The organism is Sphingomonas sp. SFZ2018-12, assembly GCF_022496715.1.
In the GTDB taxonomy this organism is placed as follows: Bacteria; Pseudomonadota; Alphaproteobacteria; order Sphingomonadales; family Sphingomonadaceae; genus Sphingomonas.
In genome coordinates this window covers 1,851,699-1,877,767 of sequence record NZ_WTFM01000001.1, presented here as the reverse complement: position 1 = coordinate 1,877,767, position 26,069 = coordinate 1,851,699, and the positions used below count along the sequence as shown (strand labels likewise).

Sequence of the window (26,069 nt, the reverse complement as noted above, 5' to 3'; positions counted from 1 at the left end):
GTCACGCGAGGAAGACCCTCGATCGCGCTGAACACCCCGTCCGCGCAAAGGACCGACAATGTCCGGCAGGTCTCCTGGCTCCCGGGTCGCCGCGATCGCCCCGCCTTCCCGGCCGATCTTCGGCCAGTGGCATGTGGGGCGACCGCTCGCCGGTCACAGTTGCGGGGACAGCCGCGGCTGGCGGGCTATCCGCCCGCTTCCGCGTTCCCTATTAATCCCATCTCTGGGAACCGAACACGGAAGGCGGATTATGGCAGCCACGCGCGCATGGCAAGACGAAAGGCGCTGCGGGTGCTGACCCTGATCCTGGGCGGGGCGCGGTCGGGCAAGAGCAGCCGGGCGCAGGCGCTCGCCGAATCGCTCGCCGACACCCGCATCTATCTCGCCACCGCCCAGGCGTTCGACGACGAGATGGCGGACCGGATCGCGCGCCATCGGGCGGATCGCGGCGCGGGCTGGCGAACGGTGGAGGTTCCGGTCGATCTGCCCCGCGCCGTTGCGGATGAAGGCCACCCGGACCGCGTTCTGCTAATCGATTGCCTGACCTTGTGGACGAGCAACCTGATGCATGCCGAAATCGATGTCGCCGCCGCCGGCGATGCCCTGGTCGCGGCGCTGTCGGCGGCGGCGTGCCCGGTCGTGATGGTCAGCAACGAGGTCGGGCTGGGCATCGTTCCCGACAATGCGCTTGCCCGCCGGTTCCGCGATGCGGCGGGACGGTTGCACCAGCAGGTCGCCGAGCGCGCCGATCATGTCGAGTTCATGGTCGCCGGCCTGCCGATGCGGCTCAAATAGCCGGCGGCTGCAGGACTCAGGCGCGTGCCGCGCCGAAATGCGCGCGCGCGGCGGCGACGAAGGCCGCGATATTGGGTGCCCCCCGGCGGCTCGCCTGATAGAGCAGCGTCACGGGAACCGCCGCGGGCTCGAACGCCTCAAGCAGGCGCGCCAGTCGCCCGGCGGCAATCGCGTCGTCGACCTGATAGGACAGCGCGCGGGTAATGCCATGTCCGCGTTCGGCACTGGCGATGGCGGCGGCGGCGCTGTTGACCGACAGTCGCGGCTGGACGTGAACGCCGGTTTCGCCGCGGGCGCCGAACCGCCAGTCGTTGGTCGCGCCGATTCCCTCGAACGCGACGATGCGGTGATGCCGCAGGTCGGCGGGCGTTCGCGGCGTTCCGTGCGCGGCCAGATAGTCGGGGCTTGCGACGGTCAGGCGGCGGACCTCTGCCAACGGCACGCCGATCAGCGCGCTGTCAGCGGGCGTGCCGATGCGCACGGCCAGGTCGAAGCCTTCCTCCACCAGATGCGTCACCCGATCGAGGAACGTCATGCGTATCGACAGGTCGGGATGGTCCGCCGCCAGCCGCTCGGCGATCGGCAGGATGTGCAGCCGCCCGAACAGGACGGGCGCGGTGATGCTGAGCGACCCCCGCGGTGCCGCGTCCTTTCCGCGCACCAGCGCGGCGGCATCCTCCAGTTCGCTGAGCAGGCGGCGGCATCGGTCGGCATAGATCGCGCCGCGCTCGGTCAGTCGCACCGACCGCGTCGTGCGCATCAGCAGCGCGACGCCCAGTTCGCTTTCAAGCTGCGCCACCGCGCGGGTGGTCGCCGCGCCCGACAGGCGCAGCGCATGCGCCGCCTGGGTAAAGCTGCCGCGATCGGCGACGGCAAGGAAGGCGCGCATGGCGTCGATCCGGTCCATGATTTTATTTCAATCAGTGAAACAATGAAGTGTCAAATCCAAGAATTATCTTCAACGGCACACGCGCTTATCTCCCTGCCTCGGAGGCGCTGCCGCCTCGCTGCACAGGAGAAACGCCATGTCCCGCCTGACCATTCCCGCCCGCGATGCCGCGCCTGCCGCGTCGCAGCCGCTGTTCGACGCGGTCGAAAAGTCGCTCGGCGTCGTCCCCAACCTTTTCCGTCTCGTCGGCCAGTCGCCCGCCGCGCTGGAGGGTTTTCTCGGCCTCAACGGCGCGCTCGGCAAGGCGCTCGATGCGAAGACGCGCGAGCGGATCGCGCTCGCGGTCGCCCAGGCCAATGGCTGCGACTATTGTCTGTCGGCCCACAGCTATCTGGGGCTGAACCTCGCCGGGATCGACGCGGCGGAGATCGCGCGCAACCGGGCAGGCCATTCGGGTGATGCCCGCGCCGACGCCGCCGTGGTGTTCGCGACGAAAGTGGTGGCGAGTCGGGGCCGGGTGAGCGATGCCGACCTCGCCGCGGTCAAGCTTGCGGGCTTCAGCGAGGCGCAGGTGATCGAGATCGTCGCGCTGGTGGCCGTCAACGTGCTGACCAACTATGTCAACAATGTCGCGGAAACCGACATCGATTTCCCGGTCGTGCGCGCGACTGAAGCCGCCTGACCTCCCGCCGGCCGACGTGACGCACCTGCGCGCGTCGGCCACCCCTCTCGCTTCGAGGCAACGTGATGGCCAGTCATTTCCTCAGGATCGCCGCCAGCGCCGCCGCCCGTGATGCCCAGACGGCCGCGGGCAGCCGCGCCAGCTATGCGCGCATGGAGGCAAAGGGCGAGGGGGCCGACCGGCTCGGCGCGGCGGAAGCGGCGTTCATCGCCGCACGCGACAGCTTCTACATCGCCAGCGTCAATCCCGACGGCTGGCCCTATATCCAGCATCGCGGCGGTCCGGCCGGCTTTCTGCGCGTGCTCGACGCGCAGCGCCTGGGCTTTGCCGACTTTGCGGGCAACCGCCAGTATCTGACGCTCGGGAACGTCGACACCGATGATCGTGTCGCGCTGTTCCTGATGGATTACCCCAATCGCCGCCGGCTGAAGCTGCTCGGCCGGATGCATGTCGCCGACGAAGCCACGGTCGCCGCGCTGGCCGAACCCGGCTATCGCGCACGCGTCGAGCGCGGCTTCGTGATCGAGGTCGCGGCCTTTGACTGGAACTGCCCGCAACACATCACCCCGCGCTTTACCGAGGCCGAACTGGCCCCCGCGCTCGCGCCGATCAGTCAGAAACTCGACGCGCTCGACCGCGAGAACATCGCGCTCCGGGCGCGTATCGCCGAACTCGAACAGGAGAAGAGACCATGACGCCGCGCCCGCCGCTGCCGCCGTTCACCGCCGACACCGCCGCGCAAAAAGTGCGCATGGCCGAGGATGCGTGGAACGGGCGCGATCCCGCGCGGGTGGCGCTCGCCTACACCCCCGACAGCCGCTGGCGCAACCGCTCGACCTTCCTCACCGGGCGCGCCGAGATCGAGGCGTTCCTGGCCGCGAAATGGGCGCGCGAGCACGAATATCGGCTGATCAAGGAATTATGGGCCGCCGCCGACGATCGCATCGCGGTGCGTTTCGCCTATGAATATCACGACGACGCCGGCCAGTGGTGGCGCGCCTATGGCAATGAGAATTGGCGCTTCGATGCCCACGGCTACATGGCCGAACGCCATGCCAGCATCAACGACGTCGCCATTGCCGAACATCAACGCCGCTTCCACTGGGACCGCGCTGGCGTCCGCCCGCTCGACCACCCGGATCTGAGCGCGCTCGGGATCGACATGCTTTCCGGCGAGACGCCCGGGCGCTAGCGGCGAACGCCCGTTTCCGGGCATCGCCGTGCGCGCGCGGCTTTATGAACGCGCCTGGCGACCCAGCTGCGCGCGGATGCGGGTGGCGAGTTCGTCGAGCGAGAAAGGCTTGGTGATCATCGCCATGTTCTCGCCCAGAAAGCCCGATCGCAGCGTCGCATTCTGGGCGTAGCCCGTAATGAACAGGATCGGCAGGTCGGGGCGGTGGCTGCGCGCGATGTCGGCGAGCTCGCGACCCGTCATGCCGGGCATGCCGACGTCGGAGATCATCAGGTCGATCGGCATGTCCGACGCGAGCAGCGGCAGCGCCCTGGCGGGTTCGGCCACCTCGATCGCCTGATAGCGCAGTTCGTTCAGGACCTCGCGCACGAGCATGCGCACCGCGGGATCGTCCTCGACCAGCAGAACGCACTCGCCCTCGCCCAGCGGCGTGGCGGCGGTGTTCTCGCCCACGACCGCCGGCATCGCCTCGGTGACGGGCAGGAACAATGTGACCGACGTGCCCAGCCCGACCTGGCTGTGCACCCGCACCGCGCCGCCGCTTTGCTGCGCAAAGCCATAGACCATCGACAGGCCCAGCCCAGTTCCCTGGCCCAGCGGCTTGGTGGTAAAGAACGGGTCGAATACCTTGTCGAGCACTTCGGGCGGGATGCCGACCCCGCTGTCGGACACCGAAACCACGACGAACCTGCCGACGGGCAGGCCGGGGCGCGTCTGCACGTCCGTCGCGGCGACATCGGCCATCCGCGTCTCGATGACGAGCCTGCCGCCCTCGGGCATCGCATCGCGCGCGTTGAGGACGAGGTTGAGGACCGCGTTCTCCAGCTGGTTGGTGTCGGCGAGCGCGTTGGAGACGGTTTCGTCGAGCGCGAGGACGAGTTCGATCCGCTCGGGCAGCGCACGTTCGATCAGCGGGCGCATCGATTCGATCAGCTGGTTGATCGCCAGCGGTTGCGGGTCGAGCGACTGGCGCCGCGAAAAGGCGAGCAGCCGCTGGGTCAGCGCGGCGGCCCGTTCCGCCGAGGTGGTCGCCGCATCCATGTAGCGGTCGAGCTTGTCGAACTCGCCATTGGCGATCCGCCGGCGCATCAGGTCGAGCGACCCGATGATGCCGGTCAGCATGTTGTTGAAATCGTGTGCGATGCCGCCCGTCAGCTGGCCGACCGCCTCCATCTTCTGGCTTTGCCGCAGCGATGCCTGCGCGCGCTCGCGCTCCGCCGTTTCCGCCTTCAGCCGCGCCAGCGTCTCCTCCAGCTCGGCGGTGCGCTCGCGCACCTGCGTCTCGAGGCGCGTCGCGGAATCGGCCAGCGCGCGGCTGCCCTCGGCAAGCGCGTCGCGCTGTTCCCGCAGCTCGTGCCGCTGGCGGTGCAGCTCGAAAAAGACGTTGACCTTGCTGCGCAGCACGTCGGGTTCGATCGGCTTCTGGATGAAATCGACCGCGCCGGCCTCATAGCCGCGGAACCGCCGCTGCCGGTCGGCGCTGCCCGCGGTCAGGAAGATGATCGGGACGTGGCGCGTGCGTGCGGCACCGCGCATGAACTCCGCCAGCTCGAACCCGTCCATGCCGGGCATCTGGACATCGAGCAGCGCGAGCGCGACGTCGTGGGCGAGCAGCTGTTCCAGCGCCTCCTCGCCCGAGCGTGCACGCACGAAGACGAGCCCGTCTCGGCGCAGCAGCGCCTCCAGCGCGACGAGGTTTTCCTCCAGGTCGTCGACGATCAGCAGTTTGACGAGATTGGGGCCGTCGTTCATTCCTGTCCTAACTCAACCAGATAATCGCCAATCGCCGCCAGCGGCATCGCCCGCGCCGCAGGGGCGCTGCGCTGCGCCGCCGCGGGCATCGCCGCTGCGAACGCCTCGTCGGGGTCCTGAACCAGCACGCTGCCCCCGGCGGCCGCAATCGCCGCCGCGCCGCGCGCGCCGTCCTCGTTCGCGCCGGTCAGCACCACGCCCAGCAGCGCGGGGCCGTAGCTTTCGGCAGCACTTTCGAACAGCACGTCAATCGACGGGCGCGAGAACAGCATGGGTTCGTCCACGGACAGGGCAAGCGTGCGATTCGCCTCGACCAGCAGGTGATAGCCCGGCGGCGCGAAATAGACGGTTGCCGGCTCGATCGGTTCCTTGTCCTCGGGTTCGCGCACCGCCACCGCACATTTGGTGCGGAACAGCGGCACCAGTCCCGACGGCGCATCGGGGACGTGGACGACGACCAGCACCGGCAGCCTATAGTCGGCGGGCAGGCGCGGCAGCAGCTCGGAAAGCGCCTGGATCGCACCGGCCGACGCGCCGATCACGACGATCTGCGGGGCCGGCGCCGTCATCCGTCGCTCCGGCGATAGATTTTCTCTTCGCGGACGAATTCGCGAAAGGCGGCGGCATGCGCGGAAAAGCGCAGCGTCTCCTTGGCACCCAGCCCCAGGAACCCGCCCCTGACGAGCGACTCACGGAACAGGCCGAGCGCCCGGTCCTGCAGCGGCCGGTCGAAATAGATCATGACGTTGCGGCACGACACGAACTGGCATTCCGCGAATACCGCGTCGGTGACGAGGCTGTGGTCGGAAAACACCACCTGTGCGCGCAGCTTCTTGTCGAAGGCGGCGCGGCCATAGGCGGTCGTGTAATAATCCGAGAGCGAGGATTTGCCGCCCGACAGCTGATGATTCTGGGTGAATGCCGCGATCCTGTCGACCGCGAAGATTCCCTTCTTCGCGGTCGCGAGCGCGGCCGGATTGATGTCGGTCGCATAGAGGAGCGTGCGATCGAGCAGCCCCTCCTCGTGCAGCAGGATCGCGAAGGAATAGAGCTCCTCGCCCTGGCTGCATCCCGCGATCCAGATCTTGAGCGAGGGATAGGTGCGCAGGTGCGGCACCACCTTCTCCCGGATTGCCCGGTAATAGCCGGGATCGCGGAACATCTCGCTGACCTGGACCGTCAGATAGTCGAGCAGCCGCGTCACCACGCGGTCGTCGTGGAGCAGCGCGTCCTGCAACAGCGACAGGCTGGCATAGCCCATCTGGTCGCGTGCCTGGCGCAGTCGCCGCCGGATCGACGCGCGGGCATATTGGCGAAAGTCGTAGTGATAGCGCCGGTACAGCGCCTCCAGCAGCAGCTGCGCCTCGATATCCTCGATCCGCTCGGTCGCGGCCGCCGGCTTCAGCGTGGCATCCATACACGCACCAGCGAGAGCAGTCGGTCGACGTCGAGGGGCTTGGCCATATAGTCGTTAGCGCCCGCCGCCAGACATCGTTCCTGATCGTCGGGCATCGCCTTGGCCGTCAGCATGATCACCGGCAGCTTCGACCAGCGCGGGTCGAGCCGGATCCGCCGCGTGGCGTCGAGCCCGTCCATCACCGGCATCATCACGTCCATCAGGACAAGGTCGATGGCTTCCTCGGTGTCGGTGCGGCGGTCGATCGCCTCGATCGCTTCTTCGCCGTTGCGGGCGATCACCACCTTTACGCCACGCGGCTCCAGGATGTTGGTGAGCGAATAGATGTTGCGCACATCGTCCTCGACGATCAGGACGCGGCGGCCCTCCAGCACGGCATCGCGGTTGCGCGCCTGGCGGATCATCCGTTGCTGCTCGGGGGGCAACTCCGCCACGACCTGGTGGAGGAACAGCGTCACCTCGTCGAGCAGCCGCTCGGGCGATTTCGCCCCCTTGATGATGATCGAGCTGGAGTAGCGGCGCAGCTGCTGCTCGTCCTCGCTCGACAGGTCGCGGCCGGTATAGACGATCACCGGCGGAAAGCCGTGCTCGCCCTCCTGGCTCAGCGTCTCGAGCAGCGAATAGCCCGACGCGTCGGGCAAGGACAGGTCGAGGACCATGCAATCGAACGTCTGTTCCTTCAGCAGCTCCAGGCATCGTGCGGCGGTGCCCGCGCCCACCGTCTCGATCTCCGGCCCGGCGAGCAGCTTGCCGACCGCCTCGCGCTGGACCGGATCGTCCTCGACGATCAGCACGCGCCGCATCGTCCGCGTCAGCTGCGCCTCGAGCGCCGAGATGGCATGGGCCAGGTCCTCGCGCTTCACCGGCTTGACCAGATAGCCCATTGCGCCGAGCGACAGCGCGGTCTGCTGATGGTCGCTACCCGACACGACGTGGATCGGGATGTGGCGTGTCGCATCCTCGCGCTTCAGCCGGTCGAGCACCGACAGCCCCGACTGGTCGGGCAGCCCCAGGTCGAGCACGATCGCGCTCGGCTTGAAGTCGCGGGCGAGGTCGAGCGCTTCCTCGGCCGTACCCGCGACCAGCGTCTGAAATCCCGCCTCGCGCGCGAGGTCGCGGACCACGCCGGCAAAGGCGCGATCGTCCTCGACGACCAGCAGGATGCGGCGCAGCGTGTCGATCTGCTCGCGATCGTCCTCGATCGGGATGGCGCGTTTCACCCGCCCGGCGCGGGGCGGGGCGGCCTGATCGGGCGCGGGGGCGGCGGTCGGGGCGGGCGCGGCGGGGGTGTCCACGGGTGCATAGTCGGTGGGCACGGTGACGGTGAAGCTGCTGCCCTGGCCGGGCGTGCTGACCACCGAAATCGTCCCGCCGAGCAGCCGCGCCAGCTCGCGCGAGATCGACAGGCCCAGGCCCGTGCCGCCATAGCGCCGGTTGATCGACCCGTCGGCCTGGCGGAACGCTTCGAAAATTGCCTGTTGCTGATCGGCCGAGATGCCGATGCCGGTGTCGACGACGGTAAACGCAATGCGGCCGTCGGCGACCGGGGCGAGCCGGAGCGTGACGCTGCCCTGTTCGGTGAACTTGAACGCGTTGGACAACAGGTTCTTGAGCACCTGTTCCAGCCGCTGGCGATCGGTGACGATCGATGCCGGCATGTCGTCGGCGACCTCGACCACGAAATCGATCGCGCGGTCGTTTGCGACCGGGTCGAAGGTCTGGCGCAGGTCGGCGACCAGTCGCCGGGTCGCGACCGGTTCCGCGCGCATCTCGATATGCCCCGCCTCGATCTTCGACAGATCCAGGATGTCATTGATCAGGTTGAGCAGGTCGTTGCCCGACGCTTCGATCGTGCGCGCGTATTTCGCCTGTTCATCGGTCAGGTTGCCGTCGGGATTGTCGCCGAGCAGCCGCGACAGGATCAGCAGCGAGTTGAGCGGCGTGCGCAGCTCATGGCTCATATTGGCCAGGAAATCGGATTTGTATTGGCTGGCCTGCTCCAGCTCGCGCGCCTTGGCCTCGATCGCTGCGCTCGACCGGGCGAGGTCGTCGCGCTGGGTTTCCAGCAGCTGCGCCTGTTCCTCCAGCTGCGAATTGGTCTGTTCGAGCTCGACCTGCTGCTGTTCGAGCCGCACCGCGGTTTCCTTGAGCGCGCGACCCTGTTCCTCCAGCTCTTCGTTGGAAACCCGCAATTCCTCGCTCTGGACCTGAAGCTCTTCCGACTGGCGCTGGGTTTCCTCCAGCAGGTTGCGCAATTCGGTCCGGTAGCGCGCCGATCGCAGCGCCACGCCGGCGGTCGGCTCGACGCGCGCCAGAAGCTCGAGGGTGCGGTCCTCGACGGGGTGCAGGAAACCGAACTCGACCACCGCGTTGACGACCCCGTCGGCGCTGAACGGCGCGATGACGAGGTGGCGCGGCCGATCATGGCCCAGGGCCGAACCCAGCTTCAGATAGCCGTCGGGCACGTCGGAGATGACGGTCGGCCGCCCTTCGGCGGCCACGCGGCCCAGCAGTCCCTCGCGCTCCCTGAACAGCTGGGGCACCGGGGCGTCGCCGGCGACGCCCAGCATCGCGGTGCGCTGGAACACGCCGTCCTCGCCCTTGAACAGCGCGCTCGCCTGCGCGCCGAGATAGCTGGTCAGGAAATCGAGGATGCTGTCACCCAGTTCGGCCACGCTGCGATCACCCAGCATCGCCTGGCTCAGCCCGACCTCGCCCGCCTGCAGCCACGCCAGACGCTGGCGCGTGCGTTCGGCGCGGTGGACGAGCAGGCCCACCGTCAAGGTGAGGCCGATGCCGAGCAGCGTGGTCAGCAACCCGCTGAGCGTCAAAGTCCAGAAACCGGCGTCCATCTGGGCCAGCCGGCTCTCGCGCAGGCGTTGCTCGTCGGCGCGCATCCGGGCCAGTTGCGCGCGGATCGCGTCCATTTCGACCTTGCCGCGATCGGTGCTGACAAGCGAAAGCGCGGCATCCGGTCCACGCACGCGTCGCAAGTTGATGGTCTCGCGCAGCTCCGCGAGCTTTGCCGCGACGCGCGGGGTCAGCGCGCGCAGGCTTGCCTGCTGCTGCGCATTGTCCCGCGTCAGCAGGTCGATCTTTTCAACGCTGGAAGCGACCCGCGCGATCGCCGCGCGATATGGATCGAGGTAACGTTCGTCACCGGTGAGCAGGAACCCGCGCTGTCCGGTCTCCGCGTCCTGCACGGCTGACAACAAGCTGCCGAATTCGGTCATTACCTTGTGCGTGTGCACAACGCGCGCGGTATCGGCACGAAGCTCGCGGACATTGGTGTAAGAAAGCGCGCCGGTGATCAGGAAGAAGAGGAGCGCCGCGCAGACCCCGGCGAGTGTTCCGAAACTCGCGCTGAATGTCGCCTGGGATCCCGTTCGCGAAACGCTTTGCGGCATTGCCGTCCTTGCCCTTGTTGATCCAATCGGTTCGGCGTCCCGCTTCCACGGCGTGTCGTCTTGTGCAAGCCCGAATGCGCGCCCCCTTGCTGACCCGCCAGCCCATCCCCGGCCGAAGCGCAGGCTGACCGGCGATCGGCCCTATGCGATGCCGGGTTTCAGCACGACCTTGGTATAGTCGTCCTGCTTCGACTTGAAGTTGCGATAGCCCTCGGCCGCCTGTTCGAGCGGCAAGCGGTGCGAGATCAGGAACGTCGTGTCGATCTTGCCCGCCATGATCATGTCGAGCAGCATGCGGCTGTATTTCTGCACATGGGTCTGGCCGGTGCGCAGCGTCAGGCCCTTTTCCATCAGCGCGCCGATCGGAAATTTGTCCGTCATCCCGCCATAGACGCCGGGAACCGACACCCGTCCGCCCTTGCGGCATGCCAGGATCGCCTGTTTGAGCGCCGCCGCCCGATCCGCGCCGATGCCGATCGTCTGCTTGGCGACGTCGATCATGTTGTCGATCGCAAAGCCGTGCGCTTCCATGCCGACCGCATCGATCACCGCATCGGGGCCGATGCCGCCGGTCATTTCCATCAGCGCCTCGCGGACATTGCTCTCGCGGAAGTTGATCGTGTCCGCGCCGATCTGCCGCGCGAGTTCGAGGCGATGGGGATAATGGTCGATCACGATCACCCGCGCCGCGCCCATCAGCACCGCGCTCTGTGCCGCGAACAGCCCGACCGGCCCCGCGCCCCAGATCGCGACCGTATCGCCGCCCTCGATCGCGGCGTTTTCGGCCGCCATCCAACCCGTCGGCAGGATGTCGGACAGGAACAGCACCTGTTCGTCCTCCAGCGTGTCGTCGTCGATCACGATCGGCCCGACATCGCTGAACGGCACGCGCACGAATTCTGCCTGACCGCCCGAATAGCCGCCGGTCAGGTGCGAATAGCCGAACAGCCCGCTCATCGGCGTGCCGTACAGCGTTTCGGACATCTCGCGCTTGTCCACGGGGTTGGAATTGTCGCAGGCGCTGTATTGCTGTTGCCCGCAGAAGAAACAGCTGCCGCACGCGATGGTGAAGGGGACGACCACCCGCTGGCCCTTGACCAATGTCGATCCCGGCCCCGTTTCGACCACCTCGCCCATGAATTCGTGGCCCAGCACGTCGCCCGGCATCACCGCGGGGATGACGCCGTCATAAAGATGCAGGTCGGAGCCGCAGATCGCGGTCGACGTCACCTTGATGATCGCGTCGCGCGGATTGACGATGTCGGGGTCGGGCACGGTATCGACGCGGACGTCATGGGTGCCGTGATAGCAAAGCGCGCGCATCAGGCGGTCTCCTCCAGCTTCAGTTGACGGGTCGACGTCGCGATCTCGCCGGTTTCCATCAGCATCTTGAAACGCCTCAGGTCGCGTCGCGCCTGGATTTCGGGTTCGCGTTGCAGGAGCGTCGCGACGGCCCTGCCGGCGCTGCCCATCGGCGGCTTGTACGCGACGACCAGCTCGACTTGTGTACCACGGTCGCCCGGCGCGTCGCGAAATGCCACGCGACCCTCAGTGTCGATTTCCGACCCCGCGACCGATCGCCACGCGATCAGTTCGCCCTCGCGCGCCGCGACGATCTCGCTCTCGACCGTCACGGTGCCCAGCGGACCGCGAATGTGCCAGCGCGAGCGGCCCTCACCGAGCATCTCGACCGCTTCCAGATTTTCCATGAATGCCGGCAGGTTGGTGAAGTCGCGCCAGAAGCGATACAGCTCGGCGCGGCCCGGCTTGGCGATCGTGACGGTCTTGCCCGTCACCGCATAGTCGCCGAACCACCGCCGCCGCGCCGTCCGGCCCGGCGCGGAATCGCCTTGCCCGCCCGATCCGGGTCGCGCGCTGTCGCGCTGCAGCAGCAATGCCGCGCCGGCAACGGCCCCCGCGCCCAATGCCGCCCAGGGAAAGATGCTTCGGTTGGTCGACATATGCTGCTCCGTTCTGGCCCGTCCCGAACCTAACCCGTCGCCGTCCCCGGTTGTTCCGAAGGAAAGCGGCTTAGGCGATGCGGATGGGCGCGGACGGACGCGGTCGGCGTCGGCGGGCGGCGACGTCGTTCAACCGGAAAAAGCCGTTCAGCAGGAAACGGCGTTCAGTGGGGAAATGGTGCCCAGGGACGGGATCGAACCGCCGACACTGCGATTTTCAGTCGCATGCTCTACCAACTGAGCTACCTGGGCATCACCGGCAGCAGCCGGGAAAGAGCGGCCTCTTAGTCAGCGTCGGCGTCGCTGTCCAGCCCGACATTTGCATTTGCCGCATCATCCGGATCGATGCGCGCACCGGGCAGGCGATAGCCCTCGTCCAGCCAGGCGAGCAGGTCGCGATCCTTGCATCCGCGCCCGCAAAACGGCCGGAAATCGACGGAAACCGGCTTGCCGCATCGCGGGCAGCTTTCAGGGGTGGCGCGCCTGGACATGCGCGGCGGATATGGCGCGGCGCGCGTCGCCCTGCAAGATCACGGCCGCACCGATCCGCCGTTCCAGCGCCGCCAGCCAGTCGGGATGCGCCGCCAGCCGCGCGACCAGATCGGGGTGCGCGGTCAGCGTGCGTTGCCCCGCGCCGGGCGTATGCTCGGCGATCCGCAACGCGGCGCGCGCATGCCATCCGACCGGATCGCTCGCCGCCAGCTCGGGCAGCGAGAGTCGCGACCTGCGCCGCACGATCTGGATGAAGCCGAAACCGTTGACCGCGGTCCGCTCGAACGGCTGGGGGATTGCCGCGTCGATCGCTGCCGCCGCGGCCAGCCGCGCGGACCGGTCGGGCGTCGTTGGCAAATCGATCCCGATCGACCCCGCAAGGTCGAGCCGAACGATGGCTTCGGCGGCGGCGCGCGCGCCGGTGATCGCCAGCTCGGCAGGAGCGGCCTCGCCGTCGACGTCGATCAGCGTCATCGCCGGCGTCAGGCTGATCGTCAGCTCCCCGCCGGCAAAGCGCACGCGGCCGCTCGCCGCCTCCTCGAGCAGTTCGGACCAGCCGAGCGCCTCGAAATCGTCGGCGCGAGTCGGCAGGGTCGCGGGCGCATTCAGCAGTTCGGCCAGCGTCGGGCCGGGGCCGGGCACCGCATCGGGCGCGGCCGGGCGGGCGCGGGCGCGCTTGGGCTTGCCGGGTTCGGGCAGGGGCGGGCGGGTGATCTCGATCCGGCAGGCGGCTCCCTCGGTGACCCCGGCGGGCAGCGGCGTCACCAGCGCCTCGCCCCCGTCCCATGTGGCGATAGCCTGGTTGCGCGCGGGGATGCGCTTGACCAGTCGCGCGGCGATCACCGCCCCGGCGCGCAGCCCGTCTTCAGGCTCGATGCGTGCTTCGATGATGCGCCCGTCGACGACGCGGATCGCGCGGGTCTCGCCGATCCCGCGCTCGACCCGCCACTCAGCCAAGCGGAACACCTGCCGCAGCCAGCAGCGCGCGCGTCTCGAACAGCGGCAGCCCGATGACGCCCGAATGGCTGCCGGCCAGATAGCGGACGAACGCCTCGGCGCGCCCCTGGATCGCATAGCCGCCGGCCTTGCCCAGCCCCTCGCCGCACGCGACATAGGCGTCGATCTCGGCCGCGGTCAGCCGCTTGAACGCGACGATGGTGTCCGCCAGCCTCAGCCGGGCGCGGCCCGCCGCGTCGATCACGCACACCGCCGACAGTGCATGGTGGCGTCGCCCGGACAGCAGCGACAGCAATTCGCGCTGCACCGCTTCCGTTTCGGCGGGGGGCAGGATGCGGCGGCCGACCGCGATGGTGGTGTCGCCGGCGACGACGATTTCGTCGGGTGCGCGATCGATCGCGCGCGCCTTCGCCTCGGCCAGCCGCAGCGCATAGGGGCGCGGCAACTCGCCCTTCAGCGGGCTTTCGTCGATGTCGGGGGCGGCCTGGCGATCAGGTGCGACGCCGAGGCGACCCAGCAGGTCGCGGCGGCGCGGGCTGGTGGAGGCGAGGACGAGCCGCATGTCGGGCTCGCGCCTTACTTGAAGCGATAGGTGATGCGGCCCTTGGTCAGGTCATAGGGCGTCAGTTCGACGAGGACCTCGTCGCCGACCAGCACGCGGATGCGGTTCTTGCGCATCTTGCCCGCGGTGTGGCCCAGAATCTCGTGATCATTCTCAAGCTTGACGCGGAACATGGCGTTGGGAAGCAACTCCACAACCTGTCCGCGCATTTCCAGCAGTTCTTCCTTGGCCAAACAAACCTCGTGGCAAATGGGATTAAGTCGCGGGCCTTTACGCCAAGCCGCGCCAAAAGGAAAGGGATCGCCGATCCTGCGCTGATGTGACTGCCGCGATCAGCCGCCCCCAGGGCTAGGGATCAGCGCGTTCGTCGCGCTCGATGATGTTCAGTCGGCCGCGTGGCGCGAGGTCAGGCAGCGGACGTGCGTCACAGCGTGGATCCGGTGCCAGGGCATACCAGTGCACGGTCGTGCGCTGGACCAATACCCGCAGCTGCTTGCCGCTCTGTGCATTGGTGGTGACCGCCTCGAACCGCCCGTCGGTTGCGATGATGCTGCGCCACAGCACAAGTGGAGTCTTGAGCCCCGCTTTGGCAACTTCGGTATAGTGCGATTGGATCAGCGCAGGCTCGATCTGCGCCACCACATCTCGGCCGCCCATGATGTTGACGAAGGTGGTGTTGGCGAATTCCTCAACCGACCATTTCCCCTCGGCATCCGCTTCGCCCCAGCTGACGCGTACCGGGCTGCCGCGACGCAGGGCGCGAAGCAATGCCTCTCGGCTGCCGGCAATCTCCTCGCCGCGCGGGCCGTTCACGAACATCAGCCGCCATTCCGCCGCGCTACATGCCGCGGCGGACATGTCTGGCGCTTGCGTAGTGGCCTGGATCGACATGAGGAAAAGAGCAATGAACATGGAGAGGTCCCTCCTCCCAAAACGATTTGGCATGATAGCAAACAGGAAGGGCAACTTTGCGCAAGGTCGCTGTCGTGCGACGCATTAAGACCAGCAAGAAAGTGCATTAACGATCGAGAGGACACCGATGACCATCCTGCGCACACCCGAGGACCGCTTTGCCGGTCTGCCCGACTATCCGTTCGCCCCGCACTACATCGACATCGACGCGGGGCCGCTGGGCATGGTCCGCCAGCACTATGTCGATGAGGGGCCACGCGACGGGCCGGTCGTGCTGATGATGCACGGCGAACCCAGCTGGTCCTATCTCTATCGCCACATGATCGGTCCCGTCGCGGCGGCGGGTTTCCGCGTCGTCGTGCCCGACCTGATCGGCTTCGGCAAATCGGATAAGCCTGTCGACCGCGATGTGTTCAGCTATGCGCGCCACGTCGCCTGGCTCACTCAGTTCCTTGACCGGTTGGAGCTGCGCAACATCGGCTTGTTTTGCCAGGACTGGGGCGGATTGCTCAGCTTGCGCGTCGTCGGGCTCGACCCGGACCGCTTCCGCTGGGTGATCGCCAGCAACACCTTCCTGCCGCTGGGCGGGACGCCGGCGCCCGCGTTTCTCGCGTGGCGCGAATTTGCCGCCACCAGCGACAGCTTTGCGATCGGCCCGATCCTTCAGCGCGCGACGGTGCGCACGCTCAGCGACGCCGAAGTCGCCGCCTATGACGCACCCTTTCCCGACGAAAGCTACAAGGCGGCGGCGCGCGCATTCCCTCTGCTCGTCCCGATCAGCCGCGATGACCCCGGCGCGATCGACAACGCTGCCGCCTGGGCGGGGCTCGAGCGGTTCGAACGGCCGTTCCTGACCCTGTTCGGCGACAGCGACCCGATCACCGCGGGCGGCGACGCCTATTTCCAGGCAAAGGTGCCGGGCACCCGGGGCCAGCCCCACGCCATCGTCGAGCGCGCCGCGCACTTCTGTCAGGAGGACCGCCCGGACGTGTTCGTCGAAGCGATCAAGGCGCTGGGCTGAGCCATCGCCGCCATGCCGCCTCACCGGCCAGGATGGCGAGCAGCGACGCGCCGAGCATCGGCAGCAGCAACCCCAGCCCGGCGATCGCCATGATCGCGCCGCGCTGGCGCACATCGCCGCGCCAGGCGGGCGGGGCGCCCAGCCCCGATCCGGCGGGCCGACGCCGCCACCACGTCCAGGTGCCGGTGACGGCCAGGGTCATCAGGCCGATCGCGGTCAGCACGCCGATCGCCTGATTGATCCGCCCGAACAGCTGGCCTTCGTGCCAGGCAATGCCGATGCCGATGACCTGGTCGATCGGGTGCTTGTCGGCAAAGTCCTGGCGGCCGGTGACCGCGCCGCTCGTCGCGTCGAAACTGACGCTGCGGATTTGCGGCCGGTTCTGGGTCTGGCTGGTCAGTTTCCAGTCGGGGCCGTTGGGCGGGCCGAACGGCTGGGGCGCATGCGGGGGCAGCAGCACGGCGGGCGCGGGCATTGCCTCGCGGCTTGCGCGCGCGACGATGACGCTCAGCGGCAATGGCGGTGTCCCGGCCAATGCGGTGTCCGCTATCGGCGGGTGGTGTGCCGTCGCGGGGTGGTGCGCGGCGTGCAGCGTGACCCCGCCCTTCCACTGCTGGGCCTCGCGCACCCAGCCCAGCTCGGCGCGCACCGCGCGGAAAGCGGTTGCCCAGGCATCGGTCCACGGGAGCGCGGTGAGCAGCAGGACGAGCGCCAGCCCCGATACCCAGAAACCGGTGACCGCGTGCAGATCGCGCAGTGCCGCGCGAATGCCGCGGTTCAGGCGAGGCCAGATCACCCCGGCCGGACCCCGCCCGCGCGGCCACCACAGGAACAGGCCGGTCAGCAGCAGGACGATCGCCCAGCTTGCCGCCAGCTCGACCAGCAGTCGCCCGGCCGCGCCCGCCAGCAGCGATCCGTGCAGATCACCGATCCAGGCGCTGATGCGCCGGGCGGGATCGACAGTGGCGAGCACGCGACCCTGGGGCGAGACATAGACGTCGCGCGTCTGCCCGGACGCAGTGGCGACGCGGATCACGGCGGCATCCCCGACCCTTTCCGGCAGGCGATAGGATTGCCAGCGCGCGCTGGGATGGGCGGCAAGGACCGCCGCCAGTTGCGCGTCGGCGGAGACGCTACCGGTCGCGCCCCGGCTCCGAAAGCCGCGCTCCTCCCACCTGTCGAGGTCGGGTTTGAAGAGATAGATGGTGCCGGTGATCGCCAGGATCAGAATGAACGGCACGACGAACAGCCCGGCATAGAAATGCCAGCGCCAGATGGTGCGATACAGCCCCGCGTGCATCAGAAGCGCTTTCGGATGCCGGCGAACAGCGCGCGCCGCTCGACGGGTTGATAGATGGCGCGGCTGGCGACCGGGACAAAGGTCGCTGCGGCGGGATTGCCGCGCACGACGGCGCTGATGTCGCCGATCGCGTTGCGGTCGGTCAGGTTGCGCACGTCGACGAAGAGGTCGAAGGCGTTGCCCAGGGTCAGCCCGGCCGTGACCCCGATCAGGGCATAGCCGCCGACGCGAAAACTGTTCTCATAATCGGCGAACGCGCCGTCGGGCACCCATTCGACGCTGGGCGCGACATGCAGCGCGTCGGTGCCGATCCGCACCTCGCCCCGCAGCATGTGGACGGGGATCACGGGCAGCCGATCGTCGCCATATTGGCGATCGTCGCGAAAGCGGAAATCGGACCACAAATAGGTGCCGCGCAGTCGCACCAGCGGGGTCGGCTGGCCGGTCAGCCCGGCCTCAACCCCCTGATGGCGCGTGCGCCCGGCGTTGAAGGTGGTGGCCGGAATGTCCTGGACCACTGTGAACTGCAGCAGCTCGCCGGTCAGGTCGCTGCGATAATAGGTCACGTCCCATTCGACCGGCCCGCCCCGGCCGCGGGTGCCGATTTCCTTGGTCCATCCGCGCTGTGCCTCGAGCGGGACGAAGCTGGTGATCTGGCCCAGTTCGTTGAAGCCGGGCAGCTCGGCCGAACGGCTGACATTGGCGTAAAGCTGGATATCGGGTGTGGGCGCATAGAGGATGCCCAGCTTCGGACTGACCTGGCTGAACTCGGCCCGGCCGGACTGGTTGACCGGGCCGCGGCTGAAATTGATCTGCTGCGCGCGCCAGCCATCGGTCCACACCAGCCCGCCGATCAGGCTCAGCCCGGAAACCGGCGTCACCCGTGCCTCGCCATAGACATTGCTGGTGCGCGCGCGCTGATCCGCCTGGAATGTCGGGGCGCCGCGCCGGCCGTTCGCGTTGACGAAGCGCCGGGCATTGGTGTCGCCGATGCGGATTTCGCCGCCCAGGGTCAGCTCCACCGGCCCGCGCGCCCATTCGACGCGCGCATAGCCGCCGCGATCGACGCTGGCATTGTCGATCACCTCGAAGATTGGGTGATAGAGCGATTTGTCATTCAGGAAGATGCCGCCGTTCAGCTCGCCGCCAGGCAGTGTCACGGTCGTGCGGTTATGGACGCGGATCGACGTGATGTCGCGGCGTTGGTCGCCGACGAAATTGCCGGTGCGCGGCCGGGTCAGCGCGACCTGGCTCGACAATGCGCCGGGCAGTTGTTGGTAGATCGCATTGGCCGATCCATAAAAGCGCGTGGTGACGCCGGGGGCGATGTCTATGCCGGCATTGCCGTGGAAACGCACCGACCGGCGGCGGGCATGGTTGCGGTCGCCATCGGAGGTGTCGCCGCTGATCCCGGCCCAGAAATCGCCCGGTCCCGACGCGCCGCCGGCGGTCAGCAGCAGCCGCGCGGTGTCGAAGCTGCCGGCGTCGGCGCGGATGTACAGACCCGATGCGCTGGTCCCGCGCGGGGTGACGCCGTTGATCGCGCCGCCCAGCGTTCTCGATCCGAAGCGCAGGGCGTTCGATCCGCGATAGACCTCGAGATGATCGAGGAAGATCGGCTCCAGCTCCTGGAAATCGCCATTGTCGTCAGCCAGGTTGATCGGCACGCCATCCTGCAACAACGTCAGCCCACGCATGTGAAAGCCGCGCGAGATGCCCGATCCGCGGATCGAGATGCGCACTTCCTGGCCGTAACGCGGCTGAAGGTAGATGCCCGGCGAAAAGGCGAGCGCGTCGCGCAGCGACACGACGGTCTTGTCGGCATAGTCGGCATAGTGCACGACATCGGCACCGCCGGGCGTGCGGTCGGCGCGGCGCTGGGCCTCGTCGGCCTGGGTGGGGGCGGTGACGATGATGGCGGGCTCGCGATCGCGATCATCGGCGGCGGGCGGGGTCGAAGGGCTTGCGCCCGGCGCAGCCAGCGCGGCTGCGGCCAGAAATGGCGGAATCAGCATGGGAAACGTCCTGAACCTGAGGCGTGCCGACGCCGGGGCATCGGCGAAGATGCGCGCGGCCGGCCATCTCGGGCCGGCACGACGCGCGCGTGAGGGGATGGCTCAGGCGGTCAGGGGTGGGGCGTGCGACGGCGGCCGCAGCCGCGCGACGGTTCGCAGCGTCGGCACCTGCCGCGCGGCAAGGCCAAGCGCCAGGATTGCGACAAGGGCGATGGCGAGCTGGATCGGGTCCGCACCCGCCAGCATCGGCATCGCCAGGCCGGCAAAGGCGCAGGGCATTTTCGCCCGGGCATCGCCGTCGCCATCAGTGCCGTCATGCCCGCCGCCGGGCAGCGCGATCGTGATCTGCTCGGGCGTCATGCCGGTTTCGGCGCAGACCTGAACCGTGATCGTGCCGCCGGTCGTCGCGATCATATAGCCGCCGGGCACCAGCGCGCGCACCAGCAGGGCCATCGCGATCAGCGATGCCGCGATCCACGGATGCGTGGCGATCCAGGTGCGCAAATGGGTCATGCTGCGCGTGCGCTTAGGTCAGGCCCGCGCAAAACAAAAGCCCGCCGGCGATGCCGACGGGCCTTCGTTTGGTCATAACGTTGAAAGTGGCGTCGCTTACCCCGCGCCACCGCCCGCCAGCGCGGCGAGCAGCAGCAGGGCGACGATGTTGGTGATCTTGATCATCGGGTTGACCGCCGGGCCGGCGGTGTCCTTGTACGGATCGCCGACCGTGTCGCCAGTCACCGCCGCCTTGTGGGCATCGCTGCCCTTGCCGCCGTGATTGCCGTCTTCGATGTACTTCTTGGCATTGTCCCACGCACCGCCGCCCGAGGTCATCGAGATGGCGACGAACAGGCCCGAGACGATCACGCCCAGCAGCATCGCGCCCAGCGCCGCAAAGCCCTGGGCCTGCCCCGCCACGCCGGTAATGATGAAATAGACCGCGACCGGCGACAGCACCGGCAGCAGCGACGGCACGATCATCTCCTTGATCGCGGCGCGGGTGACGATGTCGACGGTGCGGGCGTAGTCAGGGCGGCTGGTGCCCGCCATGATGCCGGGATTGTCGCGGAACTGGTCGCGCACGTCCTGCACCACGCTGCCCGCCGCGCGGCCCACCGCAGTCATGCCGAACGCGCCGAACAGATAGGGCAGCAGCGCGCCGAGCAGCAACCCGACGATGACGTACGGGTTGCTCAAGGAGAAATCGACGGTGATGCCGCCGAAATAACGCTTCAGATCCTCGGTATAGGCGCCAAACAGCACGAGGGCCGCCAGCGCCGCCGATCCGATCGCATAGCCCTTGGTCACCGCCTTCGTCGTGTTGCCGACCGCGTCGAGCGCATCGGTGCGCACGCGCACATCATCGGGCAGCCCCGCCATCTCGGCGATGCCGCCGGCATTGTCGGTGACCGGGCCATAGGCGTCGAGCGCGACGACCATGCCCGCAAGCGCCAGCAGCGAGGTCGCGGCAAACGCCACGCCGATGATGCCGGCCAGCTGATATGCGGCGATCACCGCGACGACGATGACGAGGGTGGGCAGCGCGGTCGATTCCAGGCTGATCGCCAGGCCCTGGATGACGTTGGTGCCGTGTCCGGTCTCGGAGGCTTTCGCGATCGACCGCACCGGGCGGAACTGGGTGCCGGTATAATATTCGGTGATCCAGACGAGCAGCCCGGTGACGCCCAGCCCGATCATCATGCACCAGAACAGGTCCATGCCGGTGAAGCTCAGCCCGCCGTCCGCGACGCTGGTTCCCAGCGGCTGGGACGAAAGCGTGTCGGTGGCGGGATCAAGGAATCCCGAGCTGCCGATCACCGCGTTCAGGTCGCCCAGCGTATAGGCGGTGGCGAAATAGATCGCCGGGATCGCCAGGATCGCGGTCGTCCAGAAGCCCTTGTACAGCGCCCCCATGATCGATCCGCTGCTGCCCAGCCGGACCATGTAGGTGCCGATGATCGACGTGATGATGCACACGCCGCCGACGATCAGCGGCAGCGCCATCAGCGCCAGCAGATCGGCCGGCGATGCCGTGATCAGCAGCGCGATCGACACCATCGTCAGGCCCAGCGTGACGACATAGGTTTCGAACAGGTCGGCCGCCATGCCCGCGCAGTCGCCGACATTGTCGCCGACATTGTCGGCGATGACGGCGGGGTTGCGGGGGTCATCCTCGGGAATGCCGGCTTCGACCTTGCCGACCAGGTCGGCGCCGACATCGGCGGCCTTGGTGAAGATGCCGCCGCCCAGGCGGGCGAAGATCGAGATCAGCGACGCGCCGAACGCCAGCGCGGTCAGCGCCTCGATGATCTCGCGGTCATTCGGCGCATGGCCGTCGACCGCGACCAGGTACCAGAACAGCACCGCGATCGACAGCAGGCCGAGGCCCGCGACCAGCATCCCGGTGATCGCACCCGACCGAAAGGCCAGGGTGAGCCCGCCCTGCAGGCTGGTCCGCGCCGCTTCCGCCGTGCGCACATTGGCGCGCACCGAAATGTTCATGCCGATATAGCCGGCGATGCCCGACAGCACCGCGCCGATCACGAAGCCGACCGTCGACAGAAAGCCCAGCGTCGCGGCGAGCACCACGGCGACGATCACGCCGACGATGGCGATGGTACGGTATTGCCGGCCCAGATACGCCTTGGCACCTTCCTGGATGGCGGCGGCGATGTCCTGCATCTTCTCGTTGCCCGCCGGGGCGCGCAGCACCTGCTGACTGGTCAAGATGCCATAGAGCACGGCGATCACGCCGCACAGCATGGCGATGTAAACGATGTTCATTCGATGGGCATCCTTCCCCTGATTTCCCTGCGCGGCTGGCCTCGTAGGAATGGGCCGGGTTCCGCGTCGGTTGAGAGGTATAGATGGCGTTCGAGGCAGCGCAAGCGGGCGTGCACTGCAGCAATCCCGATGCCGGTCAGTGCTGGTAGCCGAGCGCCCCGGCGGGTGCTTCACCGTCCAGCGTGACCGGGAACCTACCGCTCGCCTCAACCCGGCCGATCATCGTCGCGGGCACCGGCGGGTGGCGATCGGCGGGCAGGGTGAACAACAGCGCATAGTCATCGCCCCAGCGCAGCGCCGCCTCCGCGTCGTCGCCTTGCGCCACGCGACGGAATGTCGGGCTCAGCGGCACGCGCGCCCGCTCGATCGCCATCGTCACGCCTGACGCGGTCGCGATCCGCGCCGCATCGATCAGCAGCCCGTCGGACACGTCCATCATCGCGCTGACCAAGGGGGCCAGTGCGATCCCCTGCGCGACCAGCGGCTGCGGGCGCAGATAGGCGGCGACCAGCGCACCCGGCTGCAAGTCGCCCGCCGCGACCAGCCGGTGGCCCAGCATCGCATCGCCGATCGCGCCCGCGACCCAGATGCTGTCGCCGGCGCGCGCGCCCGACCGGCGCGGGATCGGCAAGTGGCTGGCGCGCCCGATCGCGGTCAGGCTGATCGTCCGCGGTGCGCCGGCGATCAGCCGCACCGTGTCGCCACCCAGCAACGCGCAATCGAACCGTGCCAGCACCTCGCGCAGCCCCGCCACGAACGCGCGGTCCCACGCGTCGTCGCCGAGCGGATAGTTGAGCAGCACGCCGTCGGGCCGCGCGCCCTTCGCCGCCAAATCCGAAAGGTTGGTCGCGACCAGCCGCCACGCGACATCCTGCGGCGTCGTGCCGGGCAGGTAATGCACCCCCTCGGCAATGCTGTCGGTGGTCAGCACAAGGTCGGGCGGCAGGAACGCGGCATCGTCCGCCAGCGCCTCCGCCCCCGCATGGAGCGGCAGCGCACGCAGCGCGGCGATGAAGTCGGCTTCGGTCATGGGCTCCCGAAGCGGGTCAGCGCCGCACGTCCTTCGCGACGGCGTCGAGCAGGCCGTTGGCGAAGCTCTTCTCGCGCTTGTCATAGAACGCGTCGGCGACGTCGAGATATTCGCTGATGACCGTCGCGGTCGGCACGTCGGCGCGTGCGATCAGTTCATAGGTGCCGCAGCGCAGGATCTGGCGCATCGGCTTGTCGAGCCGCTCCAGCGTCCAGCCTGCCGACAGCTTGCCCGAAATCAGTGCGTCGATCTCGTCGCGGCGCGCGTCGACGCCCTTGACGATGTCATCGAAGAACATCGCGTCCGCGTCGGCATATTCGACATCCTCGATCGTCGCGCCCAGCCGGTGCTGGTGGAACTCAGCCAGCAGGCGGGGCACCGGCGTGCCCTCCATTTCCTGCTGATAGAGCGCCTGGACGGCGGCGAGCCGGGCGGCGGCGCGCGCCTGCGATCGGGGCTTGGGTCGGGAATTGGCTGTCATGTCTACCTGCATAGCGATCCGCTCGATTGGAGCGAAGTCGGGAAACGGGGATGGGTTGCAGCGGCTCAATCCGCCAGGCGCAGCGCCACCGACTTGGCGTGGGCGGGCAGCCCCTCCGCCTCGGCCAGCGCGACCGCCGCCGGGCCGATCGCGGCCAGGCCTCGCGGCCCCAGCTCCAGAAAGCTGGTGCGCTTCATGAAGTCGAGCACCGACAGCCCGCTGGCAAAGCGCGCGCGGCGCCCGGTCGGCAGCACATGGTTCGGCCCCGCGACATAATCGCCGACCGCTTCCGGCGTGTGCCGGCCGAGAAAGATCGAGCCGGCGTGGCGGACCGCGGCGAACAGCGGCGCGGGATCGGCGACCGCCAGCTCCAGATGCTCGGGCGCCAGCCGGTCGACCAGCGGCACCGCCGCCATCAGCTCCGGGACCAGGATGATCGCGCCATTGGCGTCCCAGCTCGCCCGCGCGACGTTCGCGGTGGTGAGCGCGCCGATCTGGCGGTCGACCGCGTCCGCCACCCGATCGGCAAAGGCCGCGTCGTCGGTGAACAGGATCGACTGGCTGGTCGGGTCGTGCTCGGCCTGGCTCAACAGGTCGGCGGCGGTCCATTCGGGGTCGTTCGCGCCGTCCGCGACGACGACGATCTCGCTCGGCCCCGCGACCATATCGATGCCGACCACGCCATAAAGCTGGCGCTTCGCCTCCGCGACCCAGGCATTGCCGGGGCCGGTGATGACATCGACCGGGGTGATGCGATCGGTACCATAGGCAAGCGCGGCGATCGCCTGCGCGCCGCCGACCCGCCACACCTCGTCGACCCCTGCCAGCTCGGCGGCGGCGAGCACCAGCGGATTGACCTCACCGTCGGGCGTCGGCGTCACCATCACCAGCCGCTCGACCCCAGCGACCTTGGCGGGAATGGCATTCATCAGCACCGATGAGGGATAGGCGGCACGCCCGCCCGGCACATAGACGCCCGCCGCGTCGACCGCGCGCCACCGTGCCCCGGTGCGGATGCCGTGTGCGTCGGTCGTCTCGCTGTCCTGCGGCTTCTGGCGCGCGTGATAGGCCATGATCCGGTCGCGGGCGAGCTCGAGCGCCGCGCGCAATTCGGGCGCGATACCCGCCAGCGCCGCCGCGCACGCGCTGCGCTCGATCCGCCAGCCCGTGTCGTTGAGGTCATGGCGGTCGAATTTAAGCGTGAAGGCGTGAAGCGCGGCGTCGCCCTCGTCCTTCAACGCGCGCACGATCGTCGCGACGTCGCGCGCGACGTCGGCGTCGGACTCGCGGCGGGCATTGACCAGCGCGTCGAACTGCGCGGCAAAGCCGGGGGCGCTGGCGTCCAGGCGGATCATGCGGCCGCGTCCTGCTGGGCCACCGCGCGGCGAAAGCGGTCGACCAGCGGCACGATGGTGTCCGCGCGCATCTTGAACGCGGCGCGGTTGACAATCAGCCGGCTCGTGACCTGTGCGATCACCTCGACCTCGACCAGCCCGTTCTCTTTGAGCGTGCGCCCCGAGGAGACCAGATCGACAATGCGCGGGGCCAGCCCCAGCACCGGGGCCAGCTCCATCGCGCCGTTGAGCTTGACGCATTCGGCCTGCACCCCGCGCGCCTCGAAATGGCGCCGCGTGATGTGGGGATATTTGGTGGCGATGCGCACATGGCTCCATCCGCGCGGATCGTCGCCCGCGGCCAGGTCCGCCGGTTCGGCGACCGAGATGCGGCAATGCCCGATGCCCAGGTCGACGGGGGCGTACAGCTCCGAATAATCGAATTCGGCCAGCACGTCGGAACCGACGATGCCCAGCTGCGCCGCGCCATGCGCGACAAAGGTCGCGACGTCGAACGCGCGCACCCGGATCAGGTCGATCGCGGGCGTATTGGTGGCAAAGCGCAGCGCGCGGCTGTCGGGATCGGCGAATGCGGGCTCGGGCACGATGCCGACCTGCGCGAGCAGCGGCAGCGCCTCGTCCAGGATGCGCCCCTTCGGCACGGCAAGGATCAACGGTTGGGTCATTGGTGGCGCGGCCTTATCTGGGGTATCGCCGCCATGCAACAAGCTGCCCCGGAGGCGGTAATGACCGATCAAGCGGCCGGTCGCGAAGCGTTCCGCGTCCAGCTTGGCAGCTGCACCGTGATGGGCGCGCCAATGACCGCGCGGGCGCGCGCGGGAATCGCCGACGCGCTCGACCTGCTGGAAATCGGGTCGAGCGCGGGCGTGAAGCTTTCCCCTGCCGCCAGCGCCGCCCATGATCGCCATGCACTGCGCCTGCCGCACGGTGGACCCCGATACGGGGCCGGGGTGACGGGCGATCAAACGCATTTCAGCAGCCGGGCGGACGTCGCTCCGCCTTATTCACCCCAGTGCAGACCGGGGTGACGCGAAAGCGAGGATTCTTTGGCGACCCGTGTTCTGGGCT

At 68.4% G+C, this 26,069-nt stretch carries 26 protein-coding genes, 1 tRNA gene and 1 riboswitch; of the genes, 6 read left to right on the top strand and 21 right to left on the bottom strand.

The features are described 5' to 3' along the window. Nucleotides 1-46: 46 nt before the first annotated feature. A riboswitch (cobalamin riboswitch) is annotated at nucleotides 47-250 on the bottom strand. A gap of 17 nt (nucleotides 251-267) precedes the next feature. Beyond that, a complete protein-coding gene (gene cobU / locus GO308_RS08905; protein WP_240885159.1) occupies nucleotides 268-795 on the top strand; it encodes a bifunctional adenosylcobinamide kinase/adenosylcobinamide-phosphate guanylyltransferase in 528 nt (175 codons plus the stop codon). Between the two features lie 16 nt (nucleotides 796-811). On the opposite strand, the gene GO308_RS08900 is transcribed toward cobU, so the two are convergent. Beyond that, entirely contained in the window at nucleotides 812-1,702 is an 891-nt protein-coding gene (locus tag GO308_RS08900) for a LysR family transcriptional regulator (RefSeq protein ID WP_066674329.1), read from the bottom strand. A gap of 118 nt (nucleotides 1,703-1,820) precedes the next feature. Here GO308_RS08900 and GO308_RS08895 point away from each other — a divergent pair, with 118 nt between their 5' ends. The 3 genes from GO308_RS08895 to GO308_RS08885 all read left to right on the top strand — a co-directional run bounded on the left by GO308_RS08895 (nucleotide 1,821) and on the right by GO308_RS08885 (nucleotide 3,558). Beyond that, complete coding sequence (locus GO308_RS08895) at nucleotides 1,821-2,366, top strand: carboxymuconolactone decarboxylase family protein (protein ID WP_066674331.1); 546 nt, start codon at nucleotides 1,821-1,823, stop codon at nucleotides 2,364-2,366. A 65-nt stretch (nucleotides 2,367-2,431) separates the two neighbouring features. After that, the gene (locus tag GO308_RS08890; protein ID WP_066481267.1) at nucleotides 2,432-3,061 is read left to right on the top strand and encodes a pyridoxamine 5'-phosphate oxidase family protein; all 630 of its coding nucleotides are present in this window, start codon (nucleotides 2,432-2,434) and stop codon (nucleotides 3,059-3,061) included. Then, on the top strand, nucleotides 3,058-3,558 hold the full coding sequence (locus GO308_RS08885) for a nuclear transport factor 2 family protein (protein WP_066481271.1): 501 nt from the start codon (nucleotides 3,058-3,060) through the stop codon (nucleotides 3,556-3,558). Before GO308_RS08890 ends, GO308_RS08885 begins: the two co-directional genes overlap by 4 nt. 42 nt (nucleotides 3,559-3,600) lie before the next feature. On the opposite strand, the gene GO308_RS08880 is transcribed toward GO308_RS08885, so the two are convergent. From GO308_RS08880 to GO308_RS08825, 12 genes are all read right to left on the bottom strand, one after another. Further along, nucleotides 3,601-5,310 carry a response regulator gene (locus GO308_RS08880; protein WP_240885158.1) on the bottom strand — a complete coding sequence of 570 codons (1,710 nt, stop codon included), beginning with the start codon at nucleotides 5,308-5,310 and terminating at the stop codon, nucleotides 3,601-3,603. Then, nucleotides 5,307-5,879 (bottom strand): chemotaxis protein CheB, encoded by a 573-nt coding sequence (locus tag GO308_RS08875; protein WP_066481277.1) that lies wholly within the window; start codon nucleotides 5,877-5,879, stop codon nucleotides 5,307-5,309. The genes GO308_RS08880 and GO308_RS08875 overlap by 4 nt, the downstream gene beginning before the upstream one ends. Next, entirely contained in the window at nucleotides 5,876-6,727 is an 852-nt protein-coding gene (locus GO308_RS08870; protein WP_240885157.1) for a CheR family methyltransferase, read from the bottom strand. Before GO308_RS08870 ends, GO308_RS08875 begins: the two co-directional genes overlap by 4 nt. Then, a complete protein-coding gene (locus GO308_RS08865; RefSeq protein WP_240885156.1) occupies nucleotides 6,712-10,134 on the bottom strand; it encodes a response regulator in 3,423 nt (1,140 codons plus the stop codon). Before GO308_RS08865 ends, GO308_RS08870 begins: the two co-directional genes overlap by 16 nt. 141 nt (nucleotides 10,135-10,275) lie before the next feature. After that, on the bottom strand, nucleotides 10,276-11,457 hold the full coding sequence (locus GO308_RS08860) for a zinc-dependent alcohol dehydrogenase (protein ID WP_240885155.1): 1,182 nt from the start codon (nucleotides 11,455-11,457) through the stop codon (nucleotides 10,276-10,278). Beyond that, the gene (locus GO308_RS08855; protein WP_066545496.1) at nucleotides 11,457-12,095 is read right to left on the bottom strand and encodes an SRPBCC family protein; all 639 of its coding nucleotides are present in this window, start codon (nucleotides 12,093-12,095) and stop codon (nucleotides 11,457-11,459) included. Before GO308_RS08855 ends, GO308_RS08860 begins: the two co-directional genes overlap by 1 nt. 176 nt (nucleotides 12,096-12,271) lie before the next feature. Continuing rightward, nucleotides 12,272-12,347, bottom strand: a tRNA-Phe gene (locus tag GO308_RS08850). A gap of 32 nt (nucleotides 12,348-12,379) precedes the next feature. Further along, nucleotides 12,380-12,586: a DNA gyrase inhibitor YacG gene (yacG, locus tag GO308_RS08845; protein ID WP_066476283.1), complete on the bottom strand. Its 207-nt coding sequence runs from the start codon at nucleotides 12,584-12,586 to the stop codon at nucleotides 12,380-12,382. Beyond that, nucleotides 12,564-13,553 carry a ribonuclease gene (locus GO308_RS08840; RefSeq protein ID WP_346769050.1) on the bottom strand — a complete coding sequence of 330 codons (990 nt, stop codon included), beginning with the start codon at nucleotides 13,551-13,553 and terminating at the stop codon, nucleotides 12,564-12,566. The genes yacG and GO308_RS08840 overlap by 23 nt, the downstream gene beginning before the upstream one ends. Further along, a complete protein-coding gene (locus tag GO308_RS08835) occupies nucleotides 13,537-14,106 on the bottom strand; it encodes a nucleoside triphosphate pyrophosphatase (RefSeq protein ID WP_066481831.1) in 570 nt (189 codons plus the stop codon). The genes GO308_RS08840 and GO308_RS08835 overlap by 17 nt, the downstream gene beginning before the upstream one ends. A gap of 14 nt (nucleotides 14,107-14,120) precedes the next feature. Further along, nucleotides 14,121-14,339, bottom strand: coding sequence for a translation initiation factor IF-1 (gene infA / locus GO308_RS08830; protein WP_010162480.1), 219 nt, complete (start codon nucleotides 14,337-14,339; stop codon nucleotides 14,121-14,123). A gap of 115 nt (nucleotides 14,340-14,454) precedes the next feature. Continuing rightward, complete coding sequence (locus GO308_RS08825; protein WP_156454081.1) at nucleotides 14,455-15,072, bottom strand: hypothetical protein; 618 nt, start codon at nucleotides 15,070-15,072, stop codon at nucleotides 14,455-14,457. Between the two features lie 73 nt (nucleotides 15,073-15,145). Here GO308_RS08825 and GO308_RS08820 point away from each other — a divergent pair, with 73 nt between their 5' ends. Beyond that, nucleotides 15,146-16,039, top strand: a complete 894-nt coding sequence (locus tag GO308_RS08820) for a haloalkane dehalogenase (RefSeq protein ID WP_240885153.1) — start codon at nucleotides 15,146-15,148, stop codon at nucleotides 16,037-16,039. On the opposite strand, the gene GO308_RS08815 is transcribed toward GO308_RS08820, so the two are convergent. The 8 genes from GO308_RS08815 to hisG all read right to left on the bottom strand — a co-directional run bounded on the left by GO308_RS08815 (nucleotide 16,023) and on the right by hisG (nucleotide 25,666). Continuing rightward, entirely contained in the window at nucleotides 16,023-17,339 is a 1,317-nt protein-coding gene (locus GO308_RS08815) for a PepSY domain-containing protein (RefSeq protein ID WP_240885152.1), read from the bottom strand. The genes GO308_RS08820 and GO308_RS08815 overlap by 17 nt on opposite strands. Then, nucleotides 17,339-19,354, bottom strand: a complete 2,016-nt coding sequence (locus GO308_RS08810) for a TonB-dependent receptor (protein ID WP_240885151.1) — start codon at nucleotides 19,352-19,354, stop codon at nucleotides 17,339-17,341. The genes GO308_RS08815 and GO308_RS08810 overlap by 1 nt, the downstream gene beginning before the upstream one ends. Before the next feature lie 102 nt (nucleotides 19,355-19,456). Next, nucleotides 19,457-19,867 carry a hypothetical protein gene (locus GO308_RS08805; RefSeq protein WP_240885150.1) on the bottom strand — a complete coding sequence of 137 codons (411 nt, stop codon included), beginning with the start codon at nucleotides 19,865-19,867 and terminating at the stop codon, nucleotides 19,457-19,459. A 96-nt stretch (nucleotides 19,868-19,963) separates the two neighbouring features. Further along, nucleotides 19,964-22,135, bottom strand: a complete 2,172-nt coding sequence (locus tag GO308_RS08800) for a sodium-translocating pyrophosphatase (RefSeq protein ID WP_066673619.1) — start codon at nucleotides 22,133-22,135, stop codon at nucleotides 19,964-19,966. Between the two features lie 136 nt (nucleotides 22,136-22,271). Next, a complete protein-coding gene (gene thiL, locus GO308_RS08795) occupies nucleotides 22,272-23,165 on the bottom strand; it encodes a thiamine-phosphate kinase (RefSeq protein WP_240885149.1) in 894 nt (297 codons plus the stop codon). A 16-nt stretch (nucleotides 23,166-23,181) separates the two neighbouring features. Then, entirely contained in the window at nucleotides 23,182-23,646 is a 465-nt protein-coding gene (nusB, locus tag GO308_RS08790) for a transcription antitermination factor NusB (protein ID WP_066481892.1), read from the bottom strand. Between the two features lie 65 nt (nucleotides 23,647-23,711). Beyond that, nucleotides 23,712-25,001, bottom strand: coding sequence for a histidinol dehydrogenase (hisD, locus tag GO308_RS08785; RefSeq protein WP_240885148.1), 1,290 nt, complete (start codon nucleotides 24,999-25,001; stop codon nucleotides 23,712-23,714). Then, nucleotides 24,998-25,666 carry an ATP phosphoribosyltransferase gene (gene hisG, locus GO308_RS08780; RefSeq protein WP_066481847.1) on the bottom strand — a complete coding sequence of 223 codons (669 nt, stop codon included), beginning with the start codon at nucleotides 25,664-25,666 and terminating at the stop codon, nucleotides 24,998-25,000. Before hisG ends, hisD begins: the two co-directional genes overlap by 4 nt. A 60-nt stretch (nucleotides 25,667-25,726) precedes the next feature. Here hisG and GO308_RS08775 point away from each other — a divergent pair, with 60 nt between their 5' ends. Continuing rightward, nucleotides 25,727-26,029 (top strand): hypothetical protein, encoded by a 303-nt coding sequence (locus tag GO308_RS08775; RefSeq protein WP_240885147.1) that lies wholly within the window; start codon nucleotides 25,727-25,729, stop codon nucleotides 26,027-26,029. Nucleotides 26,030-26,069 lie beyond the last annotated feature (40 nt).